10 protein-coding genes are annotated in these 12,857 nt (G+C 57.6%); 4 read left to right on the forward strand and 6 right to left on the reverse strand.

The features are described 5' to 3' along the window. Positions 1 to 75 precede the first annotated feature (75 nt). From GS620_RS03240 to GS620_RS03250, 3 genes are all read left to right on the forward strand, one after another. Positions 76 to 411, forward strand: coding sequence for a multidrug efflux SMR transporter (locus tag GS620_RS03240; protein ID WP_152458020.1), 336 nt, complete (start codon positions 76 to 78; stop codon positions 409 to 411). 76 nt (positions 412 to 487) lie between these two features. Continuing rightward, the gene (typA, locus tag GS620_RS03245) at positions 488 to 2,305 is read left to right on the forward strand and encodes a translational GTPase TypA (RefSeq protein WP_152458021.1); all 1,818 of its coding nucleotides are present in this window, start codon (positions 488 to 490) and stop codon (positions 2,303 to 2,305) included. 463 nt (positions 2,306 to 2,768) lie between these two features. Beyond that, positions 2,769 to 3,212 carry a hypothetical protein gene (locus tag GS620_RS03250; protein WP_171613444.1) on the forward strand — a complete coding sequence of 148 codons (444 nt, stop codon included), beginning with the start codon at positions 2,769 to 2,771 and terminating at the stop codon, positions 3,210 to 3,212. Positions 3,213 to 3,286: 74 nt separating this feature from the next. Here GS620_RS03250 and GS620_RS03255 read toward each other — a convergent pair whose 3' ends face one another. The 4 genes from GS620_RS03255 to recA form a co-directional block, all read right to left on the reverse strand. Continuing rightward, positions 3,287 to 3,910 carry a transglutaminase-like cysteine peptidase gene (locus GS620_RS03255; RefSeq protein WP_253283778.1) on the reverse strand — a complete coding sequence of 208 codons (624 nt, stop codon included), beginning with the start codon at positions 3,908 to 3,910 and terminating at the stop codon, positions 3,287 to 3,289. Positions 3,911 to 4,279: 369 nt separating this feature from the next. Continuing rightward, positions 4,280 to 4,567: a DUF1330 domain-containing protein gene (locus GS620_RS03260; RefSeq protein WP_170344227.1), complete on the reverse strand. Its 288-nt coding sequence runs from the start codon at positions 4,565 to 4,567 to the stop codon at positions 4,280 to 4,282. A 1-nt stretch (position 4,568) separates the two neighbouring features. Continuing rightward, positions 4,569 to 7,241, reverse strand: a complete 2,673-nt coding sequence (alaS, locus tag GS620_RS03265) for an alanine--tRNA ligase (protein ID WP_171614039.1) — start codon at positions 7,239 to 7,241, stop codon at positions 4,569 to 4,571. Between the two features lie 174 nt (positions 7,242 to 7,415). Then, positions 7,416 to 8,483 carry a recombinase RecA gene (recA, locus tag GS620_RS03270; RefSeq protein ID WP_152458025.1) on the reverse strand — a complete coding sequence of 356 codons (1,068 nt, stop codon included), beginning with the start codon at positions 8,481 to 8,483 and terminating at the stop codon, positions 7,416 to 7,418. A 192-nt stretch (positions 8,484 to 8,675) separates the two neighbouring features. Between recA and GS620_RS03275 the strand changes: the two genes are divergently transcribed. After that, a complete protein-coding gene (locus tag GS620_RS03275) occupies positions 8,676 to 9,269 on the forward strand; it encodes a sulfotransferase family 2 domain-containing protein (protein WP_171228307.1) in 594 nt (197 codons plus the stop codon). Positions 9,270 to 9,274: 5 nt separating this feature from the next. Here the strand turns inward: GS620_RS03275 and GS620_RS03280 are convergent, their stop codons facing one another. Both GS620_RS03280 and GS620_RS03285 read right to left on the reverse strand, forming a co-directional pair. Beyond that, on the reverse strand, positions 9,275 to 11,566 hold the full coding sequence (locus tag GS620_RS03280) for an ATP-binding protein (RefSeq protein ID WP_171614041.1): 2,292 nt from the start codon (positions 11,564 to 11,566) through the stop codon (positions 9,275 to 9,277). Positions 11,567 to 11,675: 109 nt separating this feature from the next. Next, positions 11,676 to 12,833, reverse strand: coding sequence for an RsmB/NOP family class I SAM-dependent RNA methyltransferase (locus GS620_RS03285; protein WP_171115855.1), 1,158 nt, complete (start codon positions 12,831 to 12,833; stop codon positions 11,676 to 11,678). Between the last annotated feature and the right edge of the window lie 24 nt (positions 12,834 to 12,857).

The raw sequence follows: 12,857 nt of genomic DNA on the forward strand, positions 1-12,857 counted from the left end.
CCCAAAAAATCGCCTTGCCCACCCCTTCGGTTTCATGCTCAACGCGAGGGTATCTTTCCTGTTTCGAGGATCAAAATGCCCCAAGCGTATCTGTATCTGATGCTGGCTGTTGTTGCGGAAACCATTGGCACCACGGCCTTGCAGGCTAGTCAACAATTCACGCGGTTCTGGCCGTCCGTCCTTGTGGTCGTAGGGTACGGACTCGCATTTTACCTCATGGCGCTGACGCTGAAATACATGCCTGTCGGTATCGTTTATGCGATCTGGTCCGGTCTGGGCATCTTTCTGATCGCCGTGATCGGATTCATCGTGTTCGGCCAAAGGCTGGATTGGCCTGCGATCCTGGGGTTGACGTTGATCTTGTCCGGAATCCTGATCATTCACCTCTTTTCCAAGACTGCCGGTCACTGATCATCGGTTAGGGCTGGTATATTTTGTCGCGCCGCGCTATGCGCGCGGCAACTTCCCGTTCAAAGGCTGACCTCTCATGGACCTGCGCAACATCGCAATCATCGCTCACGTGGACCACGGCAAGACGACCCTGGTGGATGAGCTGCTCAAACAATCCGGCGCGTTCCGGGAAAACCAGGCCGTGGCGGAACGCGCCATGGACAGCAACGATCTGGAGCGCGAGCGTGGCATCACCATTCTGGCCAAGGCAACTTCGGTCGAATGGAAAGACACACGCATCAACATCGTCGACACCCCCGGCCACGCCGATTTCGGTGGTGAGGTCGAGCGTATCCTCAGCATGGTCGATGGCGTTGTCCTGCTGGTTGACGCCGCCGAAGGCCCGATGCCGCAGACCAAATTCGTGACGTCGAAGGCGTTGGCGCTGGGCCTGCGCCCGATCGTGGTTCTGAACAAGGTCGACAAGCCGGATGCGGAACCTGATCGCGCACTGGATGAATGCTTTGACCTGTTCGCAAACCTCGGTGCCGATGATGATCAATTGGATTTCCCGGCCATGTATGCCTCAGGCCGTTCAGGCTGGGCGGATATGGAGCTGGACGGCCCGCGCAAGGACCTGAGCGCACTGTTTGATCTGATCGTCGATCACGTTCCTGCCCCGAAACAGATCGCGCATAAGGGCGAGCCGTTCCGGATGCTGGCCACCACTTTGGGCAGCGATCCTTTCATCGGCCGCATTCTGACGGGTCGTGTGGAAAGCGGCACATTGAAAGCTGGCGACAGCCTGAAAGCCCTGAGCCGTGACGGATCGTTGATCGAAAACTTTCGCGCCTCAAAAATATTGGCATTCCGTGGGCTGGCTCAGCAACCTATCGATGTGGCCGAAGCCGGTGACATCGTCACCATCGCCGGCATGAGCAAAGCCACCGTGGCAGATTCTCTGGTTGCTCCGCAGGTCGAAGAAGCCCTGCCTGCACAGCCCATCGACCCGCCGACGATCACCGTAACTTTTGGCATCAATGATTCTCCGTTGGCCGGTCGTGACGGCAAGAAGGTTCAGTCGCGCGTCATCCGTGATCGCCTGATGAAAGAAGCCGAATCCAATGTCGCGATTCGCGTCACCGACACGCCCGGCGGCGAGGCTTTCGAGGTTGCGGGCCGCGGCGAATTGCAGATGGGTGTTCTGATCGAGAACATGCGCCGTGAAGGGTTCGAACTCAGCATCTCGCGCCCTCAGGTTCTGTTCCGTGAAGAAAACGGCCAGCGGCTGGAACCGATCGAGGAAGTCACCATTGACGTGGACGATGAATACTCGGGCGCCGTGATCGAAAAGATCACCGGGGCCCGCAAAGGTGAGTTGGTCGAGATGCGCCCGGCAGGTGCAGGCAAGACCCGCATCATCGCGCACGTACCGTCCCGTGGCCTGATTGGCTATCACGGCGAATTCCTGACTGACACCCGCGGCACAGGTGTTCTGAACCGCGTGTTCCATGGCTGGGCGCCGCACAAAGGCCCGATCCCGGGCCGCCGGGCGGGTGTTCTGATCTCGATGGAGAATGGCCAAGCCGTGGCCTATGCCCTGTGGAACCTGGAGGAGCGTGGCCGGATGTTTGTCGGTCCTCAAACGGATGTCTATCAAGGCATGGTGATTGGCGAGCATTCTCGTGACAATGATCTGGAAGTGAACCCGCTGAAAGGCAAGAAGCTGACAAACGTACGCGCCAGTGGCTCGGACGATGCGGTTCGTCTAACGCCGCATATTCAGTTCTCGCTGGAAGAGGCTATTGCTTATATTGACGACGACGAACTGGTCGAAGTCACCCCGAATGCAGTGCGCTTGCGCAAGCGTTATCTTGACCCGCACGAGCGCAAGCGGATGGCCAAGTCGGCCTGATTTACCCGGCAGACCGCTGCCGCAATCGGAAACAATTGCCCAAGTGTGGCAATTTTGCGTCCAAACGGACGAAAGATAAAAAACGGACAACCGGGCACTACGCCCGGTTTTCAATTGAAAAGATTAATATTTCTTCTTTAGGTTGCATTAATTCTCCATCACTCCCCCAATCCACATATTGTGATTGAGACCCGTTTAAGGTGAAATTGTGCCAGTTGTGTGACGTCGTTCATAAACACACTCGCTTCGGTGGTTCATATGAACACGTAGTAAAGTATCGAGTTTCGAGGAGTTCCAAATGGGTATCCGGTCCCGCAATATCCCGCTGTATTTTGTTGCTACGACGTTTTTGTTTTCGCCCGCGGGCGAAGCTTTCGCAGCCGGAACATGTACCGTTCAAACAGCCAGACAATCCGCAGCATCCGCACAGGTGTTATGTGAGTGCGACGCTGTGACATCGGGCATGATCCGATACATTCAACGCCGGCACGATTTCGATCAAATTCTGGCGCGTGTTGGAGCTGAATGTACACCACTTGCAGACTTGCTTTCTGATTTTCCCACGGCCTCGATCGGCGCAAGTGATCAGCGATCCGGAGATGGTCCGTCCGATGAGACAGTCGACAGCAGCCCGGATTTCGGAGGAGGCGGCGGTTCAAGCGGTGGATCTGGCGGCACAAGCGGTGAAAACGGCGGCACCGGCGGCGGTGGCACTGGCCGAGGGGGCGAAGGCAGCGGTTCTGGCGGCGGCGAAAACGAAGGCGGCGGTGAAAACGAAGGCGGCGGCGAAAACGAAGGCGGCGGCGAAAACGAAGGCGGCGGCGAAAACGAAGGCGGCGGCGAAAACGAAGGCGGCGGCGAAAACGAAGGCGGCGGCGAAAACGAAGGCGGCGGCGAAACGTTCTAATTGGGAAGCAATATTACCGGTGCAAGATACGATTGCACCGGTATTCAGTTTGTCAAAAAGACTTTCAGGTTTCCTCAGCTATGGCCGTACACACCGACCCAACGTCCGGGCCGGTTCGGGTCTTGCATGCGAAGAAACAGGTACCGCGTCGCCGTCCAGGGTTTGATACGGTTTGTGAGGTTGTCCAAAACCAAATCACCGTTTGAAGAGCGATACACCAGCACCGCATGAGGCACCCGACGCGTGTCCAGAACCGTAGCGATCAACAGTTTACTTGGATCGACGCCGGCATGGATCAAATCCCTTTTCTTCAACAGCGCGAAGTCTTCGCAATCGCCACCCCTGGCTGTCGGAAGAGCCCAACGCTCGGTCATCTTGTACTGAGATTGATCGGTGACTTCTCGCGTCGATCTGTTCACGCGCCGATTTACCTGTTCGACAACCTTCAGTTCTTGCTGGCTGGACATGGATACGGATCGTTTTCCTGCACAGGCCCATTGGTACTGAGCACACAGGTTGATAGCTCCTGACGGTGGCGGCGAGGACGCGACACTTGGGATAAACCCGTTCCCGGAAGCATGTGCGGCGGGGGCCATGGCGATGGTGCAAACGCCCAAAAAACTGATGCTGAAAGCCCGCACTGAAACCGGCAGAAGTCTTGCACCAAACCGCTTGGCCAGATTTGTGAAGTGTTTCATACCTGTACCCCAATCCGATGTTCTTCGTACGATTGCACGTCAAACAGGGTCGCATTCCGATTCGTGAAACTATCCGCGAACAACCCCGCGCAGGCAATCACCTAAAAAGTTGAAGGGGAAAAAGGGCGGAAATTCGTCCGTCAATCTGACCTTTTTGCGCAAGAATTTGGGTGAAGCAGCCACAATTCAGGCGCTAAACGCGCAAATCCGCGACGGCGTGACCTGACAAGTAATTGAAATAATGAAAAAATAAACTCAGCCCATATTTGCGAGCTGAGTTTCCAAGGTCGATCGTGGCATAAGCCAATGATTGCCTATTGGCTGCCCGTTTACCGGGCAAACCGCGCTACACTTCGTGAACGCAGACGTTCACTCCGTGATTTCAACCACAACCAATTCACGTTCACTGGCGTCGCGCGCATGACTCAATGCTTGTTGATAGTCATCCGAGTTATAGCATTCGACAGCCGCTTCAAGCGACGGGAAACGGGCAACAACGTTGCGTGGCCGTTCCTTGCCTTCCAACTGAACGTAACGCGCCGCACGGGCGATGAAAGTGCCCCCGTGCTTGGCAATGGCCGGCCCGGCCAATTCGGCATATTTTCCATACGCCTCAGCATCGGTCACCGTCACATGTGCAATCCAGAGTGCGGCCATCTTATCCTCCCAAAACCTGTTCTGCGGCCTTGATCGCCGAATCCGCGTTTGACGCATCCCGTCCACCGCCCTGGGCCATATCCGGGCGGCCGCCGCCGCCCTTGCCGCCCAATTCCACCACGGCGGCCTTGACCAGATCGACCGCCGAAACGGTTCCTGTCAGGTCTTCGGTGACGCCAGCCGCAACCGCGGCCTTGCCGCCGGTATCCGCGATGAGCAACACCGCCCCCGACCCAAGACGCGCCTTGTGTTCGTCGATCAATGCCGGAAGATCCTTGCCGGACACCCCGCTGAGGGCCTGCGCTATGAATTTCACGCCGTTCACATCACGCGCTTCGGCACCACCGCCCTGCCCGTTCCCGCCGGCCATCGCCAGATCTCGACGCAGTTGCGCCACTTCGTTCTGCAATGACTTGCGTTCCTCCAGCAGGCTTTTCACGCGGGCCACCACATCATCCGGCTGCGCCTTCAGTTCCGACGCCACCTGCGCAAGACGATGATCCTGTGCCGAAAGGTAACGGAACGCCTCATCCCCGGTCAGTGCCTCGATGCGGCGCACGCCGGCACTGCTTGCGCTGTCGCCCAGGATAACAAAGGTGCCGATGTCACCCGTCTGGCGCACGTGGGTGCCGCCGCACAGTTCGATCGACCAGGTTTCGCCATCATGGCCCTTGCCTGTAGGTGCCTTGCCCATCGAAACAACACGCACCTCGTCACCGTATTTCTCGCCGAACAGTGCCTGCGCGCCCAGTTTGCGCGCGTCATCCGGTGTCATGACCCGTGTCTCGACAGCCGAGTTCTGGCGGACGAAATCGTTCACCTCACGTTCGATCTTCTGGATTTCCTCCAGGCTCAGCGCTTTGGAATGGCTGAAGTCGAACCGCAGACGATCCGCCGCATTCAGCGAGCCGCGTTGCGCCACATGGTCGCCCAGCGTTTCCCGCAGCGCTTCATGCAGCAAGTGCGTGGCCGAATGGTTGGCCCGGATTGCCGTGCGGCGCGCATGATCGACTTCCAGTTCGACAGAATCGCCTTTTGACACGGCACCGCTGAAGACCGTCACCTTATGTGCATAGACCTTCCCATCGGCGAATTTTCTGGTGTCCTCCACCCGGCTGAGGTGATCGCGATCTTCAAGACGCCGCAACTCGCCGGTGTCGCCCACCTGGCCACCAGCTTCGCCATAGAACGGCGTCTGGTTCACCACGACCCAGCCGCTGTTGCCCGCTTCGATCTTGTCAACCAAGGCACCGTCGACAACCAGTGCCATAACCTGAGCTTCGGCTTTCTCGGTGTCATAGCCAAGGAAGTCGGTCGCCCCGGCGCTGTCCAGAACATCGAACCATACCGCCTGATCCGCGGCTTCACCGGACCCGGCCCAGGCAGCCCGCGCTTTGGCCTTTTGTTCGGCCATCGCCGTTTCAAAGCCTTCGGTGTCAACTGTCCGGCCTTTTTCACGCAGAGCATCCTGTGTCAGGTCCAGTGGGAAACCGTAGGTGTCATACAGTTTGAATGCCGCTTCACCGGACAAAGGCGCCCCCTCGGAAAGGCCGGACACCTCATCGTCCAGCAGCCTCAACCCCCGGTCCAGCGTCTGCTTGAAACGCGTTTCTTCAAGCAACAAAGTCTCTTCGATCAATGGCTGTGCCTGGGTCAACTCGGCATAGTGACCGCCCATCTGTTGTACCAATGCCGGGACAAGCCGGTGCATGACAGGATCCTTGGCACCCAACAGATGCGCATGACGCATGGCACGACGCATGATGCGGCGAAGAACATAGCCGCGGCCGTCATTGCTGGGCATCACGCCATCAGCAATCAGGAACGAAGTCGAACGCAGGTGGTCCGCGATCACGCGGTGGTGCACGTTCTGATCCCCGTAAGGATCCACGCCGGTTGCATCGGCCGATGCCTCGATCAGGGCCTTGAACAGATCGGTGTCATAATTGTCATGGCTGCCCTGCAACAATGCACCGATCCGCTCGAGCCCCATGCCCGTATCAATCGACTGCATGTCGAGCTCGACCATCGAGCCGTCTTCGAACTGCTCGTTTTGCATGAAGACGACGTTCCAGATTTCAATGAACCGATCGCCGTCCTCTTCGGCAGAGCCCGGAGGACCACCCCAGATGTGGTCTCCGTGGTCGTAGAAGATCTCGGTACACGGGCCGCAGGGGCCGGTCGGGCCCATCTGCCAGAAATTGTCGCTGGTGGCGATGCGGATGATCCGGTCTTCGGGTACACCGACCTTTTTCCAGATTTCAAACGCTTCGTCATCGGTATGATAGACCGTTGTCAGCAGGCGGTTCTTGTCGATCCCAAATTCCTTGGTGATCAGCTCCCACGCGAATGGGATCGCTTCGTGTTTGAAGTAATCACCAAACGAGAAGTTCCCCAACATCTCGAAGAATGTATGGTGGCGCGCCGTGTAACCCACATTGTCGAGATCGTTGTGCTTGCCGCCGGCACGCACGCATTTCTGCGCCGTGGTGGCGCGCTTGTAGTCACGTGTTTCCAGGCCGGTGAACAGGTTCTTGAACTGCACCATGCCCGAATTGACGAACATCAGCGTCGGGTCGTTGCGCGGCACCAGCGGGCTGGACGCCACGACCTCATGCCCCTGTTTTTCAAAGTAGTTCAGAAAGGTCGATCGGATGTCGTTCAGGGTTGGCATAGGGCTCTCTCGGCGCACAAAAAACTTGGTCCCCGCAGGTTTATCCCCCTGTCAAACGAGTGTCCACAGTAGAGGCGCGTCCGAAAGAAACAAGGCGGTCCGGGGACCGCCTTGTTCATGTATTTTCAACACAGCGCCTCGGGTCGGGAACGTACCGCACCCCGTCAGCGACCGTCAGGCTTCAAGGATGTCATCATCCTCGGCTGCGCCCGGAGGCATGTCGAAATCCAGCCCGTGAGCCGCCCGAATCTTGTCTTCGATCTCAAAGGCAATGCGGCTGTTGTCGCGCAGATATTGTTTGGCATTCTCACGCCCCTGCCCGATCCGTTCGTCGCCATAGCTGAACCATGACCCTGACTTTTCGACCACACCGGCTTTGACACCCAGATCCAGCAGTTCGCCCATCTTGCTGATGCCTTCGCCGTACATGATGTCGAATTCCACCTGCTTGAAGGGGGGTGCAACCTTGTTTTTGACGACCTTGACGCGCGTCTGGTTGCCAACAACTTCGTCCCGGTCCTTGATCGCGCCGATGCGCCGGATATCCAGACGGACCGAGCTGTAGAATTTCAGTGCATTACCGCCGGTGGTGGTTTCGGGGCTGCCGAACATCACGCCGATTTTCATCCTGATCTGGTTGATGAAGATCACCATGCAGTTCGAGCGGCTGATCGAGCCCGTCAGTTTCCGCATCGCCTGGCTCATCAGACGGGCCTGAACGCCGACATTGCTATCACCCATGTCGCCTTCCAGTTCGGATTTCGGCGTCAGCGCCGCAACCGAATCGACCACGACCATGTTGACCGCGCCCGAGCGCACCAGCGTATCGGTGATCTCCAGCGCCTGCTCACCGGTATCGGGCTGCGAGATCAGAAGCTCATCCAGATCAACGCCCAGCTTTCGCGCATATTGCGGGTCCAGCGCGTGCTCGGCGTCAACAAAGGCGCAGACGCCGCCGCGTTTCTGCTGTTCTGCAATGCAATGCAGCGTCAGCGTCGTCTTCCCCGAGCTTTCGGGGCCGTAAATCTCAACAATACGCCCCATGGGCAGACCGCCGATTCCCAACGCAATATCCAGCCCGAGCGAGCCTGTCGAACTTGCGTCGATGTCCTGTTTGGCGCCTTCGCCAAGCTTCATGATGGAGCCTTTGCCGAACTGCCGTTCGATCTGGGCCAGCGCGCTGTCGAGCGCCTTTTGCTTGTCTGCGTTTTTCTTGTCGCTCATTGTCAGAAGATCCGCCATTGTCCTGTCGCCTTCCCTTTTGTCACACCCTTGATCGGGCGGCAATCGCTGCTTTGTTCGCCTCTTGTTCCTTATGGGACCAAAAGAAGAACATTTCAATAAAAACTTACGGGATTTAGTCTTCAGCAATTGTATTAAGAAGTCCTTTACGACAATCTGCGCGCATAGCCGGATGACAATTGGAGCAATTAAATGCTTGTTTTCTATGAGGAACGCCTTGCCTTCCTTGCCGTTCCGAAAACCGGCAGCACGGCTTATCACACGGCGTTGCGGGATCGCGCTGATATCGTTGTCACTCATCCGCCCGAGCTCAAACATGCTCCGGTGCGCAGGTATGATCGGTTTTTCCAGAACGTTTTTCGGAAGATGTACGATACCGAGATGGAGATCCTGGCAGTTGTTCGCGAACCCGTTGACTGGCTGGGCAGCTGGTATCGATTTCGCAGCCGCGCCGATCTGGTCGGCCACGTCCATTCGACCCGAGACATGAGTTTCGATGCGTTTGTGCAAGCCTATATGACAAACCCGCGCCCGGATTTTGCCGATGTTGGCAGCCAAAGCCAGTTTTTCCGTACCCGCAGCAATGGTCGCGGCGCCACGCATATTTTCAAATACGAAAACCAGGACAAAATTCTCGACTTCCTGCAAGCGCGACTGAATATGCAGATCGACCTGCCGCAAGAGAATGTATCACCACCGGGTGATCTGACGCTGACGCCCGAGACACGGCAGAAATTTCGCAAAAGACACGCAGAGGAATTCGCGCTCCACGATGCAGCCTTGTAGGGTGCTCAGTTCAGCTGTTGGAAAACCGCCTCGGTCAACTGGGTGAGGGAAAACGGCTTGGGCAGGAAGGTCGAATTGGCGATCTCGGATTCTGAATCGCCAAAGGCACCTTCCGTGTAACCCGATACGAAGACCACGCGGGCATCCGGACGTGTTTCCCGAGCTTTGCGCACCCAGGTCGGCCCATCCATACCGGGCATGACCACATCCGTTACGAATACGTCCACGTTCAAAGACGGATCTTCCAGAAGCCGCAGGGCTTCCTCGGCCGAATCCGCCTCCAGCACGGTATAGCCCTTGAGCCGCAGGGCCCGGGTTGCAAAGGCGCGGACCGGCGCTTCGTCTTCAACCAAAAGCACGACGCCCTCTCCTTGCCGGGCGCTTTGGGTTTCGGGCTGGGCCGGAGTGTCCTGTTCAGCCTCTGCCACCGTGGCGCAAACCGGTAGAAAGACGGTGAATTCGGTGCCTCGACCCACCGTACTGTCGACAAAGATGAAACCGCCCGTCTGCTTGACGATACCATACGCTGTTGAAAGCCCAAGCCCTGTCCCCTCGCCCGTACGCTTTGTCGTATAGAACGGCTCGAAAACCTTTTGCAGTTTGTCGGCAGGAATTCCCACACCGCTGTCCATGACCCTGACCGTAACGTATTCGCCGGGCTGGACGGTCGCCCTGTCCCTGCTGAGCGGTTGCGACAGGTTCAACACCTCGGTCTCGATACGGATCTCGCCCCCGTCAGGCATGGCATCGCGCGCGTTGACGACAAGGTTCATCAACACCTGTTCCAACTGCCGTTTGTCCGCCCGAACCGGCTTTAACACCGGATCATGGCTGAGGGTCAGCAGAACTTTCTCGCCCACAAGGCGGTTCAACAAGTGAATGAGATCCGAGATCGTGTCGCGCAAATCCAAGACTTCGGGCCTGAGAGTCTGTTTGCGCGAGAATGCCAGAAGCTGGCTGACCAGCGCAGCGGCCCGGTTGGCGTTCTGATTGATCTGAACCAGATCCCCATAATCCGGGTCATTCTGATCGTGACGCAACAACAGCAGATCGCAGTGCCCGGAAATGGCCGTCAGCAGGTTGTTGAAATCATGTGCGACCCCGCCGGCCAATTGACCCACAGCTTGCATTTTCTGCCCTTGGACGAATTGAGCCTCCAAAGTCTTCAACTCGGTCGCATCATTCAGAACCGCGATCAGACAGATCTTACCATCGACAACGACACGGCTCAGCGTGACCTGTACGAAGACTTCCTTGTCTTTTCGGGTCAACTGAAGAAACTCGGATCGTTGCGCGTCTTCTTGCGCGGCCGTCCGCGCCAGCCAATCCAGAATGGGGTGCCCCATACCCCGCATGATGTCGGCTATGTTCGTGCCTTCCAGGTTTTCATTTCCCAGCAGCTTATTCGCCAGCCTGTTGGCATTCAGAATGGCCCCCGCCGGAGACAGGGTGAGAACCGGAACCGGAAGATCTGCAAAAGACGTGCTGGCCCCGGGCGCCTGAGTTTCAATGAGCGGCACCAACCCAAGGCTTCGTTCCTTGCTGGATCGGGAAAGTTCCGTCACAGCGACCGAAATCATTCCGTCCTGTGACTTGATGATGTTTGAGGCTCCGATCCGGGGGTCAGCATCACCGAAGATGTCGCGAACCCGACCGGGACGCGGCCCAAGCAACTTTTTCGCCGCCGGATTCGGGCGCACCACGTCATCCGCGCATCCGATGGTCAGAACCGGCAGGTTGAAAGACTGCCAGCTTTCCTGTTCTGACTGTTGAAACCGCCAGCAAAAAATGTCGGGAGCCAATAGAAACACGGTTACACTGCTTGTGTTTCCCCCGATCACGCAGTCTTCGCGGGCCCGACCGAATGATCGGGCCTGAGATTGCAACCTCAACAAAATCACCTGAGGGGTCGAGAACGTCGAACTGAGGCAGTTTTCAAGGCTGGCTCCTTTCGCCGCACCGAACTGTTCCCGCGCTGATGCGTTGGACGCCAGAACGTCGCCATAGGTGTTTGCGATCAGGAAAGGTGACTCTTCCTGTTCTGCAAACGCGGCCATGACGGCAGTGGCTTGTTGCGCATGTCTGGCGTGGACCTGGCCCTTGATCACGACGCATAGTGCAACGATCAAAAGTGAAGTTCCCGCGACCATCATGCCCATGGTCCAATTCGGTGGCAGCAACCCGACCATGGGGGCAATGCTGATCAACAATGCCACCGCCACCAACGACCATAGACGAGATGCGGAAGGCGTGTGGACAAGAGATGGGTCGCTGAAAAATTCTGCTGTGTCAGACATAAACGGCTCGGGCGCAAAGGTATCGGCTATAACGGCCAAAATTGGTTAATTCCCGCTTAACGGCGTTCGGAAAGCAGCGATCTACCCAAGGTTGTTATTTGCCAAAAACTCAGCGCGTCAAGTGCGACGTAAAGAACCCGTCAGATTCGTGTGTAACGTGCCACGTTTTCCGGAAGGTTTCCCGCCACTGGGAAAACTGATCCAGAAAATCGTCTATGATCTTGCCGTTTTCATCGTTCAGAACCGAACAGGTTGCGTAAGCCAGCAGGCCGCCCGGATGCACCAAAGGCGCAATGTCCGATAGAATACCGGCCTGAATGGCGGTGAGGTCCCGCAAGCGATCCTCGGTCAAGGCCCATTTCCCGGCCGGCGCCCTTCGCCACGATCCGCTGCCAGAGCACGGCGCATCAACCAAAACCACATCAAACGGATCAACACCTGTAAGGTCATCGGAGTTGAGGATGGTTATCTTTGCACCTGCTCGTTCCGCCCGGGTCGGAATATCCTTCATGCGACCGGCATTCACATCATGTGCAAACACGTCGACGCCCTCGTGCGCAGCAAGCGCCAGCGCCTTGCCGCCACCACCCGCGCAATAATCCAGAACACGCATCCCCGGCCGCAGATCCAGCGCGGCCACGACCGCCTGGCTTGCAGCGTCCTGAAGCTCGACCAGACCCCGGGCATAGGCCTGGCTTTGGGCAATGCGCCGGGCCCCCTCTGTCACCTCGAGCGCGGTTTGGCATACCTGAACCGGATGGGCGATCACGCCCTCGGACTTCAAGGCATCGATGGCCCCGCCAAGATCGGTTATTCGCAAGTTGACCCGCAGTTGAACGGGCGCCCGGTTCTGCAATGACATCACGCAAGGAACCAAGGCATCCTTCAGAGAGTCAACGAACCGAGGCCACAGCCACTCCGGAATGTCATATCTTTCGGCCTCGGACGCGAAATCTCGCGCCGTTTCCGTTTCCTCAACCGGCATCGGAGCGTGACGGTCGCCGGTGAACAGGTCGGCCAGATCCCAGCCTGACGCACGGGTCGCACCGATCATCAAACCGCGCCCGGTGTCGGACCCTCCCAACGCAGCGTACGAGCGCTTACGTCGTAGCGCGTCGAATACGTGATCGCGAATGGCCGCGCGATCCTTGGATCCAGCAAAGCGACTGCGCCGCGCCCAGCCGGTGAGTGCTTTTTCGACCGGCGCGCCAGCCAGAATATCATCCAGAATTTCGATCGAGGCCTGAACACGGGCGGCGGGTGTCATGGTGGAATACCTCGGAGGAAATGG

The sequence above is a fragment of the Ruegeria sp. HKCCD6428 genome (assembly GCF_013110595.1).
Lineage (GTDB): Bacteria > Pseudomonadota > Alphaproteobacteria > Rhodobacterales > Rhodobacteraceae > Ruegeria.